Below are 19,490 nucleotides of genomic sequence, written 5' to 3' on the forward strand. Positions count from 1 at the left end.
ATTTAGAATGCTCCTAGCGCACACGGCGCAACGATGGTAACAGCAAGGCCGTCATCATGCTTGACCCAGCAATAGTTAGAGATCATCTCGACGAGGTTGAAAAGGGGCTCACTGAGCGAGGGGCTACTAATCTTAAGGCCGACCTCGCCACGATTAAGGAGCTCGATACTAGGCGCAAGGCGATCATTCCTAACCTCGAGGAGGCGCGTCGGGAGCGCAAGGAATTGGGCGCTAGGGTCGCTTTAGCCAAGAGGGCTGGTGAGTCGGCGGATGACTTGCTGAAGAAAGGCCGAGCCCTCTCCGACGGGATTCATGAGCAGGAGAAAGACCTCGCAGCTGTTGAACAGGAACGGCAGAAGCTCTTACTCCGGCTGCCAAATTTTCCGCACAAGAGCGTGCCGCGAGGTGCCAACGAGAAGGCAAATCAGGAAATCAACCGCTGGGGTGAAGTAACTCGCTTTGACTTCACGCCGAAAGCGCACTGGGACCTGGGTCCCGAATTGGGCATTCTCGATTTTGAGCGTGCTACGCAAATGTCTGGAGCTCGTTTTGCTGTGTTGCTTGGCGTGGGCGCAAAACTGAACCGCGCAATAATTAATTTCATGCTTGCAGTCCACACGAAGGAGCATGGATATGTTGAGGTAGCCCCACCGTTTCTTGTCAACGAAGAAGCTCTGATCGGCACCGGCAACTTGCCTAGGTTTGAAGCCGACCTGTTCAAAATGGCAGGGAACTCGAATCTTTACTTAGTACCAACCGCTGAGGTTCCACTTGCCAATCTTCACCGGGAGGAGATTCTGGATGGTCGAAGACTACCACTCAGCTACGTGGCCTACACGCCGTGCTTCCGTAGCGAGGCCGGTTCTTACGGCAAGGACGTAAGAGGCCTCATTCGACAGCACCAGTTTGAGAAAATTGAGCTGTTCAAGTTCACGACCCCTGACCAATCGTACAGAGAGCACGAAACACTAACCCGCCATGCGGAGGTCATCCTTGAGAAGCTCGGTCTACCGTATCGACGGATGGTTCTGAGCACCGGTGATATGGGTTTTGCCGCGGCGAAGACATATGACCTTGAGGTGTGGTTACCTGGACAGGAAACCTATCGTGAGATCTCTTCATGTAGTAACACAGAAGCGTTCCAGGCCAGACGTGCAGGGATCAAGTTCCGTCCCGACGGCGTGGGTAAAGCTGAGTTCGCCCACACTCTTAATGGCTCCGGACTTGCCGTTGGTCGTACCCTCATTGCTGTGCTGGAAAATGGCCAACAGGCGGACGGTTCGGTCGTCGTGCCCGAAGCGCTCCGACCGTTCATGGACGGGCAGGAGGTCATCGAACCCGCACGCTAGTTTTTATATTGGAGGGATGGCCGAGCGGTTGAAGGCGGCGGTCTTGAAAACCGCTGTGGGGGAAACTCCACCCTGGGTTCGAATCCCAGTCCCTCCGCCAGTATCCATACTGACTGCAGGCCTAGGAATCTGGGATCTGCATAGCATTGTAGACAGGCGGTAGCCCGAATTTCGCCCAAAGGATTCAGACAATGGCAAATGAGCCAAACGCTACATCTAGGTTCGCGCCGCGCTACTCGGAAATTCCGACCTTTATGCGGGCGCCGTTAATCCGTGACCCATCAAAGTTGGATATCGCCTTGGTCGGGGTTCCATTCGACGCTGGGGCGGAAAATCGACCCGGTCAGCGTCACGGGCCGCGTGAGATTCGCAATATGTCGAGTTTGACTCGTTCGGTTCACCATGTCACAAAGATTAACCCCTATGAGTTGTGTCGCATCGGCGATATGGGGGACGTAGCGTTCCCTTGGGCCTTCGACTTAGAGAAAAGTTATGCCGATATCACTCGGTTCTATGAAACCTTGCGGGAGGCGGATGTAGCGCCTCTGAGCGCCGGCGGCGACCATTCAATCAGCCTCCCAATTCTTCGCGCGATTGCTGCCAGACAGCCGGTGGGTATGGTCCACATCGATGCTCATACAGATACCTGCGACGAGGAACTCGGATCTCGATTTACTCACGGCACCCCATTTCGTCGAGCGGTGGAGGAAGGGTTCCTCGACCCGAAACGGGTCGTACAAATCGGTATCCGGGGGGCGCAGAACTCGGAAGAAGGATGGGCGTTCTCCCTTGACTCCGGAATGCGCGTTATCTTCATCGAAGAATTTAGTCGGCTTGGTGTGGAGGCGGTCATTGCGGAGCTGCGGCGGTCGGTCGGGGACGGTCCGACCTACGTGTCTTTCGATATAGACAGCCTTGATCCAGCGTTCGCGCCTGGAACAGGGACACCTGAAGTGGGTGGGCTCACCACTATCGAGGCGCAGGGATTATTGCGTGGTCTCCGAGGACTTAACCTAATTGGAGGCGACGTAGTTGAGGTCTCGCCGCCATTCGATTCCACAGGAAACACCGCGCTTGTCGGGGCCACCATGATGTATGAGATCCTGTGCGTACTAGCCGACGCCGTCTCACAAAGGAAGGAGACCGGTAAGTGAACACTTTATCAGGGTGGAACTGGAACGAGACACCCTGCCGTTCACTCTACTAGCTGCGGTTAGCCATTTTCCAACCGGTTGTAACGTTGGAGAATCTCTTGCAGTTGGTCATGCGACAAGGCCTCTGAGCGATTACCGTCACGGCCCACCATCGTTTCTGCAGCGACTAGTGCGTTGATGATCGCTTCTTCAGTTGCTTCCACCGTAGCCTCGAAGAGCGTACTTATCTGAGAGTTACTCAACAGGGTAATGTTCGCGGTCGGCTGTGCGCTGGCAGCACCTGTGTTAGCGGTGGAGAATGCAACAAAAATGTCTCCGGACCCGTTACTCGCGGTTCCACCGGTGCGCGCTACGCCCAGTGAAGCCCGGCGGGCGATCCGCTTAAGCTGGTGAGGTAGCAAGGGCGCGTCAGTCGCCACAACAATGATAATCGACCCACGATCTGACCCACTAGGTGGCGCAGTTAGCCTCGCTCGACGGTCGCCGAAAATCTCTCGACCCACAGGTACTCCCGCAATGGTGAGTTGCCGGCCGCCACCGAAATTGGCTTGCACCAGCACGCCAACGGTGTAAACACTGGCCGCTTGCGTCACCCTCGACGAAGTACCAACGCCGCATTTGAAGCCGAGGCACCGCATACCGGTGCCGCCACCGACATTACCTTCTGCCACCGGTCCAGAGGACGCACTCTCGATGGCTTCGAGAACGTGTCCCGCTTTTACGTGGAAGCCGTTAATGTCGTTGAGTGATCCATCGTAAGTTTCAGCGACAACCGGCAATGACCAGGGCTGAAACGCGGCACCGCGTTCGACCTGCCAGGCGATGATCGCATCGCGCACGGTTCCCACGCTATGTGTGTTAGTGATTGAAATTGGTCCTTCAAGGAAACCCGACTCCTCGATCCAGGTCGTGCCGGTCATTTCTCCGTTGCCGTTTAATGCAAACCAGCCGGCAAACGCCGGGTCAGCGGGGTTCTCAGCCCGTGGCAGGATTACCGTAACACCGGTTCTAACCGGCCCCTGGCCCACTTGAAGTGCTCCCTCGCCACGAATCAGTGTGGCGTGGCCGACATGGACGCCCCTAACGTCGGTAATCGCATTAAAGGGACCTGGGGTTCCCTGGAATGGCACGCCCAAATCCCGAGCTCGCGGCTTGGACTGCGCAAGCCCGGGATTGCCTGACAGCGTGAGTGCTAATCCGCTGAAGATCACCAGCCCGAGAAGTTTCTTGGTCATGACATTCTCCTACTGCAGATTCCGGAATTCCGGGGCGAGAGTCTAGCTTTCTGCGATGCAGTAAAGATGGTTGTAGCCACGCAGATACAGTTCATTGCCGACGAGTGCTGGTGATGCATCGAATCCATCGTCGAGTGTGTTAGCTGCGAGTATCTCAAACATCCCACCATGCTTGATCACGAGGGTAGTTCCGTCTCGGCCTGGGATGTAAATGCGCTCCGACGCTCCCACCGGTGACGCGAAGATGTTCGGGACGTCGGTGAGCCGCTGGAGTTGGTAGTGTGGTTCACCAGTCTTGACATCGAACACCGACAAAATACCGTTGTTGCGCTTCAGCAAATAGAGGAAATTACCGTAGAGTAGTGGCGACGGGACATACGGTGTATCCCGGTCTAGCGTCCAGACGATTGCTGCGGTGTCCGTGATGTCGCCCTGAGCCACGCCCAGGTCGATCGCCTTCAGGTCATTGCCCCGATAACCGGCTGTAACGATCACGAGACCGTCGGCACCGACCGGCGACGGAATTGGGTTCATGGTGAGGCCCTCGGTGTGCCAGATGACCTCACCGGACTCGAAGTCGTAGCTACGTAGCCGGTTCATGCCATTAACAACAACCTGCTTACGTCCGTCATGTTCAACCACTAGCGGGGTGGCCCATGAATCGATCTCGTCGCGGTTCGTACGCCACACCTCTTTACCAGTTTGTGTGTCGAGAGCGACGATGAATGACTGACCTTGGTGATCCCAGACCACGAACAGGCGGTCGCTATGTACTGTAGGCGTGGTCCCCTCACCGAACTGGTTCCGCATGGTTTTGTTGCCGAGGTCGTTTTCCCAGACGAGATTGCCGTCAAGGTCGTAGGCATAAACACCCTGCGACTCAAATGACGCGAAGACCAACTCGCCGTTAGTCACTGCCGAGCTGGAGGCCCAACTGCCGTTTTCGCCGTGCGTTGCTTCATGCGGCTGAGCTTCACGCGCCACCCGTTCCCAGAGGATCTGACCATCGCTCCGGTTGATCGCTAGCACCAGGAACTGGTGCGTGTCCCTGGGCTCATATCCACCGCGTGGCGCGTGGGAGGCCTCCCCTGCGATACCAAGTGGTACTGCGGTAAGTAGAAAGATGCGATCCCTCCAAACGATCGGTGAGGACGAACCGCGCCCGGGAATGTCAATCTTCCAGCGAATATTCTCTGTCTCGCTCCATTTTAGAGGGGGATTAGCATTCGTGGACACACCAGTCGCCCTCGGACCGCGCCATTCCGGCCAGAAGTCCTCATCTTCCTGTGCGGCGACGGATGTGGCCCAGACTGTTACGCCTAAGAACACCAAGAGTCTGATCAAAGTTCGGTCCACGAAATTCTCCTTAAGACCCGAGACGCCTGTTCCTAACAAAGTATTATCGTCCGGCCACGGTGCCAAGCTTGTACCCCTTGGGTGGCTCAGCTCCAAGTAGATGTCGTACGAAGTAGTCCCACCGACGCCGCAGCCAGTATGGTTCACGGCCGAAACCATGGCGCCGGTTTGGGAACATTACGAGATCGAAGTCCTTGTTGGCTGCGATAAGGGCGTCCACTAAAAGCAGCGTGTTCGATGGCGGCACGTTGCTATCCATCGTGCCGTGTCCTAGTAACAATTTCCCTGTTAGGTTTTCGGCAAGGAGTTGATTCGCTTGGTTATCGTAGTTCGTTGTACCGTCGGGGTTCGTTTCGAGGAGCCCTTGCCATTTCTCCCCCCAATCGTCCTCGTAGTTCCGGTTGTCGTGATTTCCGGCGCCTGAGACCGCTACTTTGTAGAAGTCCGGGTAGCGCAAAATAGCATCAGTCGAGGCGTAGCCTCCCCCTGAGTGTCCCCAGATGCCCACGCGTTCGAGGTCCATCCACGCGTGTCGTCTTGCCAACTCTTTGATCATGGCGATTTGATCCGGCAGGCCGTTATCACCCATGTTGCCGTAGTAGGTGTCGTGGAAAGACTTTGACCGACCGGGTGAGCCCATAGCGTCCACTTCAACAACGATGAATCCAAGCTCAGCCAGCGCCTGCTTATCACTCCGCGAGGGCCGGAAGGAGCGACTGCCGACGCTACCTGTCTGTGGACCTGGGTAGAGATAATTCACAACCGGGTACGAGCCTGCCGTGTTGAGATTCGTTGGCTGGTACATCAGACCGTAAAGGTCAGTTACGTTATCTCGCGCCTTGACTGTAAATGGAAACGGTGGCTGCCAACCGGCTTCTTCCAGACGGGAGATGTCCATCTCCTCGACGGTCAACAGATGTTCACCAGCAGCGGTCCGGAGAATCGTGGTTGCCGGAACAGTTGGGGTCGAATAGTTATCGACGAAATAGGCGCCCGTTACCGAAAGGGTGATGGTGTGGTGCGCTGGTTCGGGCGTCAGAAGTTCGAGGTTTGTGCCATCCATCCCAATACGGTAGAGGTAATGGAAATAAGGGTCGCCAGGCTCACGCCCGGCACCCATAAAGTACAGGGTGCGGTTCGCCTTATCGATCCGAAGCAGTTGCAAGACGGTCCAGTCACCGGTCGTGATCTGGTGTTTAAGGTCACCAGTTTCCAGGTCATACAGGTAGAGATGTCCCCAATTATCTCGTTGGGAAAACCAGATCGCTTCATTTGTTTCGGGTAGTGCGTGCCAGTTAATTCGTCCTCTCCCAGACTCGAAGAACGTTTCAACCGTCTCTGTTAAAACATTTCGCACTTCACCAGTCTCGGGGTCGGCGAGCTTGAGTCTGGCTTCTTTGTGGTTCCGTGACGAAGAAACGAACGCAAGCAGTGATGAGTCGTCACTCCACTCCACATCGAGCCACTGGCCGTTACGGCTAGCCACGTGATCGGAGATCGTGGACCGGTGGGGGTCGGGTGGGACCAGCAGGTCCACCACGCGAGCTTCGTCCACATGAATAACAACGCGCCGCATCATGAAGATGTGTTCGTCGCCGGGCAACGGATACTTCCATGCTTCTAGTTCGGAATGCCCGACTTGGGTGGACACAAGATACATCTCACCGACGAAGCGGCCGTCATGCTGGAAGGTTGCAATTTTCTCAGAGTCTGGTGACCAGAGGACCACTGGTTGATCGCGTCGGACCCATCCCGCATTGTTGGTTGCGTAGCCGTAATGTTCAATACCATCAGTCGTGAGTTGTGTCTCTCTGCCAGAGGTCAAGTCACGCATCCAGAGATTATGCTCTCGGATAAATGCTGCTCTCTGTCCATCGGGGGCAACAACGGCGTTCCGTAAGTTCTGCGCATCTAGGCGCGCTACCTCGTGGCAGGCATATGTCTCGATGATGCAGGTGTACTGCCGCTCTTGGTGGCCAAACGTGATTGACGCACCGTCATCTGAAAATCTCGCTTGAGCAGGTAAGTTGAAAGCACTGTAATCCGTATTGACTGCAGCCGAGAGTGCCGCTGCCATGTTGGCATGGTCGAAGGCACGCGCCCGCACGCCCTCCTCGGGATCGGCCATCACGAATTCCCGACCCTCTGGAATCCGATTCTGGTAGACGAGCCTGTCGCTAGTCAGCCAGGCCGGACTGGTCATAACGCCCGAAACGAGTGAGTCAGTCTGACCACTCAGAAAGCTTTCGGCACGAGTGTAGTCTTCAGCGGTCACGACGGGCTGCGCTTCGACGAGCGCCGGCATCAAAGCGGTGAAGACTGATAGCAATAAGAGCGTAATCCGCATGCCACTCCCCTTGATGGTAATGATGAGGAAAAGAAAATGATGCTCACGCCAACCAAGCTACCGTGGCAGTCTACGACTGCATCTCCCAAGATGACAAGGGATAGAAGACAATGTTTCGCTAGGGTCCGTGACCGCAGCTATTTAGGCGGCTGGCGGGGGGGGGCAAAGACCAAGCCTCTGTCGCCAGAACTAACTGACAAAAGGGACGTTCCAGCCGAGAATGCTTTCCGAAAGCCTAATCCAGTGAGGCGCCCTCGTTCCCAGCTATAATTCTTGTCTTCGATGACGACGCCAAACCTGTCGTGTTGCGGTCTATGGGATGGGGTCGCTGTGGTCCAGTTGTCAGGGGAGGGTTAGCACGTGTCACAGTATTCGCGTAACAACGTCAGCCTTTTACTCTTCAGCGGTCTGTGCTGTGTGACTGTGTCACTAAGTGCACAGACGGTGATTCCTGACACTGAATGGCGCACCTACGGCGGCAACCTCGCAAGTACCCGCTATTCGTCACTTGATCAGGTCACTGCTCAAAACTTTGGTGACTTGGAACTAGCGTGGACCTTCCAGACCGACAGCTTCGGCCCGCGGCCGGAGTCGAACTACCAAGTCACTCCGCTCATGGTGGGTGGCGTGATTTACACAACCGCGGGTTCACGCCGAGCGCTTGCTGCGCTGGATGCGAGGACCGGGGAACTGCTGTGGATGCATCGCCTTGACGAGGGCGAACGAGGTCAGCAGGCTCCTCGTCGGCTTTCGGGACGCGGGCTCGCTTTTTGGGACGATGGTGCAGCGGGTCGAATCCTCTATGTCACGCCTGGGTACCATCTCGTTGCACTCGATGCGTCAACCGGTGACCAAGTTCCGAACTTTGGTTTGGACGGCATCGTTGATTTAAAGCGAGACCTTGACCAGGAGATTGATCCTGTCACGGGCGAGGTTGGCTTACACGCGGCTCCGGTTGTTGCTGGCAATACGATCATCATTGGCGCTGCGCACGCGGTAGGCAGCGCGCCGGTCAGCCGGGAGAATGTCAAGGGATACGTACGCGGCTACGACGTCCGCACTGGGGAGCGGAAGTGGATCTTTCATACGATCCCGCAGCCAGGCGAGTACGGTCACGAGACTTGGTTAAATGAGTCCTGGCGCTACACTGGTAATACGGGCTTGTGGGGGCAAGTAACCGTTGACCTTGACCTGGGCTTAGCCTATCTGCCGCTTGAGATGCCGACAGGTGATTACTACGGTGGGCACCGGCTGGGTGACAATCTCTTCGGTGATAGTTTGGTAGCGGTCGATCTTGAGACCGGAGAACGCGTGTGGCACTACCAGACTGTACATCACGATGTCTGGGATTTTGACCTTCCATGTGCGCCTATCCTTGCTGACATTACAGTTGACGGCCGTGCCATAAAGGCGATCGTTCAGCCGACGAAGCAGGGTTTTCTGTTCGTCTTCGACCGCGTAACAGGGGAACCGGTCTGGCCGATTGAAGAGCGTCCGGTCCCTCCCTCGGACGTGCCTGGTGAAGTGCTGGCGCCGACTCAGCCCTATCCGACGAAGCCACCCCCTTTCGACCGTCAGGGGATTGGCCCAAACGATCTAATTGACTTCACACCTGCGCTTCGAGCCGAGGCACTCGAAGTTGCCTCACGATACCGTCTCGGACCTCTTTACACCCCTCCATCGGTTGCGACAGCCGACGGCACCTACGGAACCCTGATGATTCCATCGGCTACTGGTGGGCCCAACTGGCCAGGCGGTGCTTTAGACCCGGAAACCGGAATTTTCTACATCTATTCAAAGACGCAGGTCGTGTCGCTCGGTCTTGTCAACAATCCCGAGCGATCGGATATGGATTTCATTCGTGGCCGTCCGGCGGGCGTCAACGCTGCGCGGGCGGCGTTGAGCGTCTCTGGTCTGCCGTTGGTGAAACCGCCGTGGGGACGGATTACGGCGATTGATCTCAATGCTGGAGAGCTTCTCTGGCAAGTCGCACACGGCGAGACGGCGGACCGTGTACGTGACCATCCGGCGCTTCAGGATTTTGACATCCCGCGTACTGGTCGCGTCGGGCGGGTTGGAACACTCGTGACCAAGACGCTTGTCATTGCGGGTGACGGCGGGGTGTTTACTTCAGCCGACGAGCGCCAGGGCGCGCGGCTCCGGGCTTACGACAAAATGACCGGTCAGGAGATTGACGCAGTGTTTCTGCCATCCTCACAGACCGGATCTCCGATGACCTACAGCATTGACGGTGTCCAGTACATCGTTGTCGCTGTGGGCGGTGGCACCTACGCTGGAGAGTTACTCGCGTATCGACTGCCTGAGTCAGAAGACAACGGAGGAGCTTAGGTAGTGCTGCTGCGTGGACCCATTAAGCTGGGCTATTCGATAAAACCAGAGATTAAGATTACAAGAACTGCGGCCGGCGCGACGTAACGCATTAGTATCTGCCAGACCGTAAAGAAAACGTCGTGTTTCATTGCTAACTCCTGCTGAAACGCGTTTCCCGCGATAACCCATCCCGAGAATAGTGCAATCAGTAGTGCGTTAATTGGTAGCAAGACCGACGCTGTTACAAAATCGAACACTTCAAAGAACGACATTTCCGCCATCGCGCCGATGAAGCTGAGCGGTCTAATATCTGCCAACACATTGTCAGACAATGCGGGAAGGAAGCCGACTATCCAAATTGAACTGCCGGCCACAATAGCCAGTGTACGCCGTGAAGTCTGCCACCGTTCCTCCAGGCACGACACGATCGGCTCAAGCATGCCGAGCGTCGTTGTGTAGGCTGCGAGCGACAGTAGCAGGAAGAACAGCACGCCGATTGCATGTCCTAGGCCCATTCCGCCGAAGGCAACTGGCATCGTGACAAACACGAGTCCTGGACCCTCAGCTGGATTCAGATTTGAGGCGAAGACAATTGGAAAGATCACAAGGCCGGCCAGTAGTGCGATGGCTGTATCGACTGCACCAATCACGAACGCCGCGTGGGGAACCGAGACTTCTCTGGGAAGATAAGCACCATAGGTCATCATAAAGCCAACACCCACGCCGACTGAGAAGAATGCCTGACCGAGCGCGAGCAGCAGCGACGTGCCAGTGAGTTGCGAGAAGTCGGGTGTGAAGAGAAAAGCTAAGGCAGCGGTAACATCGGCCGCGAAGACGTTGTAAACGATCATGATCAGCATGATGAACACGAGGCTGGGCATCATGACCCTCGTGGCACGCTCGATGCCGCGATGGAGACCACTCCCGACGACCACAGCGGTGAGTCCGATCACGACGCCTTGCAGGAACACAGTGAGCCACGGTGAGGCCGCTAGGTCTTGAAACAGACGCTGCGAATCGGCAGCACCCATGCTGTTGAAAGTATTCCGTACGGCCTCGACTGTGTAGTACAGGGACCAGCCGGCGACGATGCTGTAATAGGTAAAGCCGAGAAAAGGAACCAATAAACTAACGACACCGATTATCTGCCACCCTGCGTGGGCGCCCTGTTCTCGGATGATCGTCTTGGCCGAACCGATGGGACTTCGGTGTCCCATGCGCCCCAGTGCCAACTCGGCCGTGATCACAGGGACTCCGATGAGAAAGGCAAAGGCGAGATAAACCAAGACGAACGCCGCACCGCCGTTTTCACCAGCGAGAAACGGGAACCGCCAGATGTTCCCTAAGCCGACCGCCGCGCCCGTGGTAGCGAGTATGAACGACCCGCGCGAAGACCAACGTTTACGACCAGGTTCCACCATACTGCTTGGGTTAGGAGGAGGTTATTATCTGGGCTCGCGGTTTTTTCTGTAGCACGATCCAGTGCACACACTTCTTCTGGTCGTGGTAGATACGTTCGCAGTCGTCGCAGCGGACACACTCGGCAACCGAGATCTTTGGTCCGTCAATTGCGCCCCACTCACAGGCTTTCTCGCAGATCTTACAAGTCTGACATTCACCCCAACGCCTAATCCGAAACACGGTGAAGTTCGAAATGAGGCCAAGCGCTGCGCCGACTGAGCACAAATACCGACAATAGAGATTACGGACGAAAACCGTGGCTACTAGAAGAATAGCGACAAGCGTCCACATAACCGCGTTGCCATTTAGCGTGAACATCCAGAACGGCTCGACATACCGATAGATGAGGAAATCACCTGTGCCGAGGAAGTAGACCAACACCCCGCCGAGGATGCCGTACTTGAGATAAGCCAGCCGTCGGTCGAGCCACGCTGGTGGATCGATGCGAAGCCGCGACGGCAGAAGGCGATCAAGCACTTGGGTGAGTGCCCCGAATGCGCAAATCCGTCCGCAGTAGAGCCGCCCCCAGAGCACGGTCGATACCACCGTGAAGCCGATAAGCAGGTACCACGGGATGCTATGCCTGAACCCAGGAAGATTGCCTTGAAGAATCGCGAAAATGTTAACGATCGAGACGAGGTTTGATTTGTATAAACCAAGATATGCAATCGACATAGCAAACGAGATGTATTTGAGGGCGACACTCTTCCTTGCAAAGCTGAAAAACGCAAAACCGAGCACGGCCACGATCCCGATAATGTCCGCGACCTCGCTCGAGTTAAGCGAGGCCATCGACTCTTCGACTTCATCTTCCTCCAACAATGCGTCGAGGTCTTCGAGAGAGAGGGTGGGCTGACCGGTCTCGACGGCTTGGGATGGTGGTTCCGCGCGGACCGGCACAAAGCCTAGGCAACTGGCCATCGCGCAGGCTGCGACGATCTTGGCAACGGTCACGGTTGCGCCTCTAATTGTTCCTTGACGAATTCACGAAACATTCGCCGCGTTGATCGCCGGATGGCGGATGTGGCGGCGTTTACCGTAATCGTTGCACCTGAGATGCCATCAACGTCGTCGCCGACCCGTAGCCGTTCGCGGTATCGGCGGTTAGGGAACTGATCTCTGAAACGCGCTAGATCGATTGACCGATAGCCGTAGGGTTCGTCATGAGTGACGACAGTGACTGCGGTTATGGTGCCGACTGGTCGAAGCCCGACCATGACGACGATCTCACTTGCGTATCCCGTAATAACATGTCCGACATCACTGTTGAGATAGGCTAGGCCAACTAGTGTCCCGACGTCGTCGTCTGTGCTATGGGTGTACCCGCGGAAGTGTGGATACTCTCCGTCTTTACTAACGAAATGATCAGCTTCCGGCAACACAGTTCTCAGGTGCTCCAAGTACTGCTCAACGCGCGCGCGGTCGGCCTGCTCATTGCCATAAAGGAAGAGCGTTCCGGGCACACCGAGCGCTAGGAGTGCAATCACCAGTGCCGTAGCGTATTTCCTCGCAATGCGGGAACTCTTGGTCAAGCTCGCTGACATGGTATCGGGCTCGCACATTCCCGCTGGGATTCTATCTTGCTTGTATCTGATTCAGCTAAAATTGATTGCCGTGAGAGGCCCAAATGTCAGCGATGAAAATCAAGGGGCAAGCCTAGATCGGTTGAAGTAAAACATTCCGTCTACCGGACCGAAAGTTTCACTACTGGTAGATAATGTTGGACCTTAAGGAAACTTCGATGCTGATCGACCAAGAGTTAATAACTGAGCAGAACACTGAACTCGAACCCGAACTGTTTTCAGACTTTGAACACCTTGGTGCGTATCTAGAACGCCGCGGGGTAGCGATCGACGGAGTTGTGCAGCGTGTGCGAGCTTTTACCGTAGCAATTCCCACCTGGGGCGTTAGCACGGGTGGCACACGATTCTCGCGATTTCCAATGCCGGGCGAACCGCGCAACATCTTCGAGAGACTCGAAGATTGCGCTGTGGTACAACAACTCGGGCGAGCGACGCCGAGAGTCTCACCACACATGCCGTGGGACCACGTGGATGATATCCACGCCCTACGCCTGCACGCTGAAGCACTCGGCCTGGGATTCGATGCTGTTAACTCCAACACCTTTCAAGACCAACTTGGGCAGGACCACTCATACAAGTACGGTAGTCTGACGCATACCGATCCGGCGGTGCGCGCGCAAGCGATCACGCACAACCTTGAGTGTATTGCGATCGGCGAACAGCTCGGGTCAACGGCGCTCACAGTTTGGATCGCTGACGGCGCGAATTTTCCTGGCCAGCAGCACTTTGCCTTGGCGCTTGATCGCTATCTTGGGTCGATGCGTGAGATCTACGCGCAGCTGCCTGAGGGCTGGAAAGTGTTTCTTGAGCACAAACTCTATGAACCGGCTCTTTACGCAACAGTCATTGCGGATTGGGGCACGAGCTATTTCTGTGCCGAGTCGCTGGGGCCGAAAGCGCAATGTTTGGTCGACCTCGGGCACCACGCACCGACGACCAACGTTGAAATGATCGTCGCCCGCCTAATCCAATTAGGAAAGCTGGGCGGATTTCACTTTAACGACTCAAAGTACGGTGATGACGATCTCGATACAGGCGCTATCGACCCGTTTCGCATCTTCCTCGTGTTCAATGAGTTGATCGACGCTGAGGTGCGACAAGTCGATGGGTTCGCTCCAGCCTATATGCTTGATCAATCGCATAACGTAACTGATCCGATTGAAAGCTTGATCGAAAGTACAGCCGCAGTACAACGCGCCCTGGCGCAGGCACTGGTAGTTAACCGTGAAGCGCTAGCGGTCGCGCAGGAGACAAACGATGCGCTCGGTGCTGCTCGGCTATTGCGGGAGGCGACCCAGATCAATGTTGAGCCTATCGTCCAAAGAGCTCGGCTAGATGCAGGCGGTGCAATCGACCCTGTCACGGTCTATCGTGCATCGACTTACCGGAAGGACAAAGTAACCACGCGCCCGGCGGAGCGCGGCGGCCATTCTGGCATCGTGTGATGCCATGTCTGAGCCGGCTCTTTGTTACAGGCACGTTGTTCGTGCGCGGCCGGAAACAGCGACGATCGTCAAGGTGATGATAAGGGCTTGGAGGCCAGGTCGAGTGCCTATTTATTCGTCACCGATCGGCACTAAGCGTAAGATGTAGTTACCGCGGTATGGGAATGTTTCTAGAGGGGGTCCCAATGACGAAGTTGGTCGAACGGATGAAGACGCGCGTTTTTGCCTGCCTAGTGACGCTTGCACCTATTTTTTTTTTCGCCGGAACAGCGACGGGCCAGGATATATCACCCGATCATTACGAGGGCCTTCGCTACCGGCATATCGGTCCGGTCGGAAACCGAATTGCTTCAGTGGCTGGGGTTTCGGGCAACCCAAACATTTATTACGTTGGCGCCGCGTCGGGTGGCGTCTGGAAGACTGTAGATGGTGGTCTGTTCTGGGAACCGGTGTTTGATGACCATCCATCCCACGCGATTGGCGCGCTGGCGGTTGCGGCCTCCGACCCTGAAATCGTCTGGGTTGGGACGGGCGAACCACACATCCGGTCGAATGTGACGATCGGTGATGGAGTGTGGAAGTCAACCGACGGCGGTAGCACGTGGAGCAACATGGGGCTCGGCGCAACCGGTCGGATTTCTCGCGTTCTCATTCATCCATCGGACCCGAACATCGTCTATGTCGGGGCTCTGGGCCACGCGCACGCCTCGCAACCTGAGCGCGGGGTGTATCGGACCATGGATGGCGGTGAGACTTGGGAGCACATCCTTTTTGTAGATGAGAATACTGGTGCCTCAAGTGTTGAGATGGATCCAAACAACCCCAGAATCCTATATGCAGGGATGTGGCACGTTATCTTTAACACCTGGGGTCGCGAAAGCGGCGGGCCTGGTAGCGGATTGTTCGTGTCACGCGATGCGGGTGATACCTGGAGAAAACTTGAGGGCAATGGTTTACCTCTCCGAACCATCGGGAAAGTTGATGTCTGCCTGACGCCGGCCGACTCCAACCGAATCTACGCGCTTATTGAGACTGGTGATGGGGTGCCACTAAATGGCGAGGAGACTGATAACGGTGAATTGTGGCGCTCGGATGATGGGGCCAAGACCTGGCAGCTTGTGACCTACGACCAGAATTTCGGTGGTCGGACCGCCTACTACAACAACTGTGCCGTCGCCCCAGACGATCCTGACGAAGCGTATTTCCTAACTGCGCCGCTCGTAAAGTCGATTGACGGGGGGCAGACTGGCGTTGTTCAAAATGGCCGGCGGCGCCCGGGCGGCGATAACCACGACATCTGGATTGATCCGACCAACGGCGACAGGATGATCATCGGTAATGACGGTGGTCTCGCTATTTCAGAGAACCGAGGTGCGACTTGGCTGCGGGTGAATCTGCCGATTGCTCAGATGTACCACGTGACGACCGACACGAAAGTGCCCTACAACGTCTACGGTAATCGGCAGGACGGACCATCCTTTCGTGGGCCGAGCAACAGTCGAACCGGGGGCTTCGGTGGTAGCCGCATTCCGCGTGGCATGTGGCACTCAGTCGGTGGAGGGGAGAGCGGTTTTGCAACCCCGGATCCGGTGGAGCCGGACATCATTTGGTCATCGGCGTCCGGTTCCGGTGCGGTTGGCGGGATCGTCGTTAGGTTCGACGAGCGCACCCGACAATTCAGGCAAGTTGAGGTGTGGCCAGAGAGCACGATTGGATGGCCGGCCGAGACACTGCGTTACCGATTCCAGTGGACCTTCCCGCTGCTCATCTCGCCCCACGACCACGACACGATCTACGTAACCAGCCAGCATGTGCATCGGACGGTGAACGATGGGCAGAGTTGGGAGGTTATTAGCCCTGATTTAACGACGAATGATAAAAGCAAGCAGGGACTGTCTGGAGGTCTCACGCCTGACAACATCGGTGTTGAGTACTGCTGTGTTGTTTATGCCTTCGATGAGTCGCCGGCGCAGCCCGGTGTGTTCTACGCCGGGTCGAACGACGGGCTCGTGCATGTCAGTCGTGACAATGGTCTTAGTTGGCAAGATGTCACGGCGAACATTCCCGACTTGCCGGAGCTTGGTGTTGTTCGGGGCATTGATGCATCGAAGTGGGATGCTGGCAAGGCGTATCTCGCAGTTGAGTTCCACCAGGTGGGCAACTTTGCACCGTACGTCTACCGTACTGACAATTACGGTGAATCGTGGACGAAGATCACTGATGGCATTTCTGACAGCGTCCTCAGCTTTGCACGAAGCATTCAGGAAGACCCGGTGCGCCCGGGCTTGGTGTACTTAGGTACTGAGAACGCCGTCTATGTTTCGTTCAACGACGGCGACCAGTGGCAGCCGCTGCAAACGAACATGCCAGCCGCGCCGAACTACGGTCTTGTCATCCAGGAACACTTCAACGACCTAGTCGTCGGAACCTACGGCCGGGGGTTCTGGATTCTTGACGACCTGTCCCCATTGCAACAACTCACACCGGAGGTGGCTAGCTCCGAGGCGCACTTATTTGAACCGCGCCCGACCTATCGCCTACATAACATTACGTCACCACAGGCGATGCCGAACGATCCGTCTGACGGTGAGAACCCACCGTATGGTGCCTCGATCAACTACTGGCTCGGGTCTGATGGTCACGGTGACGTGAGTATTAGAATCGAAAACGACCGCGGCGAAACTGTTCGTATCCTCGATGGAACTACGCACGAGGGGATCAACCGAGTTTGGTGGGACCTCCGAAGTGAACCGTCAGCAGAGATCAAGCTGCGGACGAAGCCGACCTACGGAGAGTGGTTGGATCTGGGCGACGAGCGCTGGAGGTCGGGTGGTGGTGAAATCACTATTCTTGAACCACCGGGAACCTACACGGTTGTTCTGGACCTAGACGGCAGTGAACAGCGCCGGCAGCTTCAGGTTTTGAAAGACCCGAATTCCGAGGGAAGCGAGGACGACATCGCGGAACAAACCGCGCTGCTGTATCAACTACGTGACGATCACGAACAGGTGACAGCGGCCATCAACCAACTGGAGTGGCTCCGCCGGCAGCTTTATGACCTGCAGGCGGTTCTGGCCGATGCTCCCGCAGGCCGTGACTCACTCATTGAAGCGACCGAGGAAGTGGACGGTACCCTCATCGCGGTCGAGGAAAAGCTAGTCCAGATGAAGCTGACCGGCACCGGGCAGGATAATGTCCGATGGCCGACGATGTTGTCTGGACGGATCGGATATCTCATCAGGAATGTAGCCACCTACGATTTCCCGCCAAATGACCAGCAGCGCGAAGTGCAAGACGTGCTCGAAACGCGGATGCGGGATACGCTGGTCGAGGTGCGTAGAGCGATCGAGAATGTCAGGTCGCTCAACGAAACCCTGGCAGGGCAAGGGGTCCCGCCGGTCTTGATTGGAACACCGCAACCGTAATGGAACGGTAAACAACCGAGGGGTGTGTCGATCCGTCGCACCCTTCTTTCATCACGATGACCAATGTAGGTAACGGTGGGAGCAAACCGCTCGGTCTAACGACGGCCACGGCGTTCGTTATTGCGGCGATGGTCGGCACTGGCGTTTTCACGACGCTCGGGTTTCAGGTTGCCGACATCCGGTCACCGTTCGCCATTATGATGCTGTGGCTCGTTGGTGGGGTGGTCGCACTATGTGGCGCGCTCAGCTACGGCGAGCTGGGAGCAGCACTACCACGCTCAGGCGGTGAGTATCACATCCTCCGTCGGGTCTACACGCCGGCGTTGGGGTTTTTGGCCGGGTGGGTCTCGGCGACAGTTGGGTTTGCCGGGCCGTCGGCTTTGGCTGCTATAGCCTTGGCGTCATACACCGACGCGTTCATTCCTGGCCTGCCTGCAAAACATCTAGCCGCTGGGGCGGTGCTTACTTTCACGCTGATCCACGCGTCGAGCCTCCGGGTTGGCGCCCTGTTCCAAAACGTGCTGACCGGTCTGAAGGTGTGTCTCATCTTGGGATTTATCGTCGCTGCCTTCACTGTCGACCGCGCGCAGGAATTGTCGCTAGTGCCGCAGGTAGGAGTCCTCGGCGTCATGACCGGACCAGCCTTTGCGGTAGCGCTGATCTTCGTTTCCTACGCCTACACGGGTTGGAACGCGGCGATTTACGTCATCGATGAGATTGACCAACCAAGCCGCACGCTGCCGCGAGCGTTGCTTCTTGGCACTGGCGTGGTCACCGTACTCTACGTGCTGCTCAACTACGTGTTTCTCCGGACTGTTGCGATGGACCAACTGGCTGGTCAGATCGAAGTCGGTTTCTTGGCGGGCGTGCAGATCTTCGGCGAGGCCGGCGGGCAGATCACGGCCGCCATCATCGCAGGTCTACTAGCTTCGACTGTGAGTGCCTATGTTTTCCTGGGGCCAAGAATCTTAATGGTAATGGGCGAAGACATTCCGGCGTTGGCGTGGCTGTCGGTGAAGAGTAGGCGCGGCTTGCCTGTGAACGCCTTCATTTTTCAGACAGTCCTAGCTCTCACGTTTATCTATACATCCACGTTTCCTCAAGTGCTTCTCTACGCGTCGATCTTGCTGACCATGATCTCAACTTTGGCTGTCGCTGGTGTGTACGTTCTCCGGTCAACCGAGCCTAACCTGGTGCGGCCATACCGAACTTGGGGCTACCCGGTCACGCCTGCCATCTACCTAGCAGTTAACGTCTGGGCACTAACGTTCGTGCTGATGAATGAGACGTTCGCCTCACTCGTCGGTCTTGGTATCCTTGGCGTCGGCCTTGTGCTGTATGCGGTTATGCAGCGTTTGATTTTTTCACGTGTTCCTTTAGACTAACCAGGATGTCTCTGTTTCGCCGACGAATGGCTCGGTGTTGTGTTTTTACCCTCTTGGTCCAGATGACCGTGCTGCTGACGGCTGTGCTGGCGTGCTGCCAAGACAACTGTCTGATGCACCATGGCTCTCAAGCGACCGAACACCACAGTAGTGACCTGCGGAGTGGTGCGCATTGCGCAATGCAAGATATGGACTCGGCAGGAAGTGCTGACCTAGCCGACTTAGGTTTTCGTTGCGCCTGCAGTGATGATCAGGCGATTGATCTGTTACTAGGTGCGTCTGGCATCCTCGTATCCAAGCAATTGATTCACAACGTTAATAGCGTCCACGGCCGTTTGGCTTTATTCCTGCCTTTGCCTATCGAAATACCTGGAGACCTTTCTCCTCACCCCCCTCGCCTATAACTGGCTTAGCCTCGA

Annotated in this window: 13 protein-coding genes and 1 tRNA gene; 8 read left to right on the forward strand and 6 right to left on the reverse strand. The window is 56.3% G+C overall.

Annotated elements, in window-relative coordinates; genetic code table 11:
- Window positions 1–56 precede the first annotated feature (56 nt).
- The 3 genes from serS to speB all read left to right on the forward strand — a co-directional run bounded on the left by serS (window position 57) and on the right by speB (window position 2,503).
- A complete protein-coding gene (gene serS, locus QGH09_01645; GenBank protein ID HJO16890.1) occupies window positions 57–1,349 on the forward strand; it encodes a serine--tRNA ligase in 1,293 nt (430 codons plus the stop codon).
- A gap of 10 nt (window positions 1,350–1,359) precedes the next feature.
- A tRNA-Ser gene (locus tag QGH09_01650) sits at window positions 1,360–1,449 on the forward strand.
- A 91-nt stretch (window positions 1,450–1,540) separates the two neighbouring features.
- A complete protein-coding gene (speB, locus tag QGH09_01655; GenBank protein HJO16891.1) occupies window positions 1,541–2,503 on the forward strand; it encodes an agmatinase in 963 nt (320 codons plus the stop codon).
- Between the two features lie 59 nt (window positions 2,504–2,562).
- Here the strand turns inward: speB and QGH09_01660 are convergent, their stop codons facing one another.
- The 3 genes from QGH09_01660 to QGH09_01670 are packed head-to-tail and all read right to left on the reverse strand — an operon-like array spanning window position 2,563 to window position 7,441.
- Window positions 2,563–3,738: a P1 family peptidase gene (locus tag QGH09_01660; protein ID HJO16892.1), complete on the reverse strand. Its 1,176-nt coding sequence runs from the start codon at window positions 3,736–3,738 to the stop codon at window positions 2,563–2,565.
- Between the two features lie 42 nt (window positions 3,739–3,780).
- Window positions 3,781–5,094, reverse strand: coding sequence for a PQQ-binding-like beta-propeller repeat protein (locus QGH09_01665; protein ID HJO16893.1), 1,314 nt, complete (start codon window positions 5,092–5,094; stop codon window positions 3,781–3,783).
- Between the two features lie 43 nt (window positions 5,095–5,137).
- Entirely contained in the window at window positions 5,138–7,441 is a 2,304-nt protein-coding gene (locus QGH09_01670) for a DPP IV N-terminal domain-containing protein (protein HJO16894.1), read from the reverse strand.
- A 360-nt stretch (window positions 7,442–7,801) separates the two neighbouring features.
- Here QGH09_01670 and QGH09_01675 point away from each other — a divergent pair, with 360 nt between their 5' ends.
- Window positions 7,802–9,790 (forward strand): pyrroloquinoline quinone-dependent dehydrogenase, encoded by a 1,989-nt coding sequence (locus tag QGH09_01675; GenBank protein ID HJO16895.1) that lies wholly within the window; start codon window positions 7,802–7,804, stop codon window positions 9,788–9,790.
- Between the two features lie 32 nt (window positions 9,791–9,822).
- Here the strand turns inward: QGH09_01675 and QGH09_01680 are convergent, their stop codons facing one another.
- From QGH09_01680 to QGH09_01690, 3 genes are read right to left on the reverse strand one after another with little or no spacing between them, the layout of a single operon-like run.
- Entirely contained in the window at window positions 9,823–11,193 is a 1,371-nt protein-coding gene (locus tag QGH09_01680) for a sodium-dependent transporter (protein HJO16896.1), read from the reverse strand.
- Between the two features lie 10 nt (window positions 11,194–11,203).
- Window positions 11,204–12,187, reverse strand: a complete 984-nt coding sequence (locus QGH09_01685) for a 4Fe-4S binding protein (protein ID HJO16897.1) — start codon at window positions 12,185–12,187, stop codon at window positions 11,204–11,206.
- Window positions 12,184–12,777, reverse strand: coding sequence for an FMN-binding protein (locus QGH09_01690; protein HJO16898.1), 594 nt, complete (start codon window positions 12,775–12,777; stop codon window positions 12,184–12,186). Before QGH09_01690 ends, QGH09_01685 begins: the two co-directional genes overlap by 4 nt.
- A 197-nt stretch (window positions 12,778–12,974) precedes the next feature.
- Here QGH09_01690 and rhaI point away from each other — a divergent pair, with 197 nt between their 5' ends.
- The 4 genes from rhaI to QGH09_01710 all read left to right on the forward strand — a co-directional run bounded on the left by rhaI (window position 12,975) and on the right by QGH09_01710 (window position 19,475).
- Window positions 12,975–14,261: an L-rhamnose catabolism isomerase gene (gene rhaI, locus QGH09_01695; protein ID HJO16899.1), complete on the forward strand. Its 1,287-nt coding sequence runs from the start codon at window positions 12,975–12,977 to the stop codon at window positions 14,259–14,261.
- 185 nt (window positions 14,262–14,446) lie between these two features.
- A complete protein-coding gene (locus QGH09_01700) occupies window positions 14,447–17,686 on the forward strand; it encodes a hypothetical protein (protein HJO16900.1) in 3,240 nt (1,079 codons plus the stop codon).
- 56 nt (window positions 17,687–17,742) lie between these two features.
- The gene (locus tag QGH09_01705) at window positions 17,743–19,071 is read left to right on the forward strand and encodes an amino acid permease (protein HJO16901.1); all 1,329 of its coding nucleotides are present in this window, start codon (window positions 17,743–17,745) and stop codon (window positions 19,069–19,071) included.
- Window positions 19,072–19,076: 5 nt separating this feature from the next.
- Window positions 19,077–19,475 (forward strand): hypothetical protein, encoded by a 399-nt coding sequence (locus QGH09_01710; protein HJO16902.1) that lies wholly within the window; start codon window positions 19,077–19,079, stop codon window positions 19,473–19,475.
- Window positions 19,476–19,490: the final 15 nt, after the last annotated feature.

The organism is Vicinamibacterales bacterium, assembly GCA_036012125.1.
In the GTDB taxonomy this organism is placed as follows: Bacteria; Acidobacteriota; Vicinamibacteria; order Vicinamibacterales; family UBA823; genus UBA11600.

Bases quoted from the DNA above. Each gene is read 5' to 3' on its own strand.
- serS (HJO16890.1), top strand. From the start codon at position 57: ATGCTTGACCCAGCAATAGTTAGAGATCATCTCGACGAGGTTGAAAAG.
- speB (HJO16891.1), top strand. From the start codon at position 1,541: ATGGCAAATGAGCCAAACGCTACATCTAGGTTCGCGCCGCGCTACTCG.
- QGH09_01660 (HJO16892.1), bottom strand. From the start codon at position 3,738: ATGACCAAGAAACTTCTCGGGCTGGTGATCTTCAGCGGATTAGCACTC.
- QGH09_01670 (HJO16894.1), bottom strand. From the start codon at position 7,441: ATGCGGATTACGCTCTTATTGCTATCAGTCTTCACCGCTTTGATGCCG.
- QGH09_01680 (HJO16896.1), bottom strand. From the start codon at position 11,193: ATGGTGGAACCTGGTCGTAAACGTTGGTCTTCGCGCGGGTCGTTCATA.
- QGH09_01690 (HJO16898.1), bottom strand. From the start codon at position 12,777: ATGTCAGCGAGCTTGACCAAGAGTTCCCGCATTGCGAGGAAATACGCT.
- rhaI (HJO16899.1), top strand. From the start codon at position 12,975: ATGCTGATCGACCAAGAGTTAATAACTGAGCAGAACACTGAACTCGAA.
- QGH09_01700 (HJO16900.1), top strand. From the start codon at position 14,447: ATGACGAAGTTGGTCGAACGGATGAAGACGCGCGTTTTTGCCTGCCTA.
- QGH09_01705 (HJO16901.1), top strand. From the start codon at position 17,743: ATGACCAATGTAGGTAACGGTGGGAGCAAACCGCTCGGTCTAACGACG.
- QGH09_01710 (HJO16902.1), top strand. From the start codon at position 19,077: ATGTCTCTGTTTCGCCGACGAATGGCTCGGTGTTGTGTTTTTACCCTC.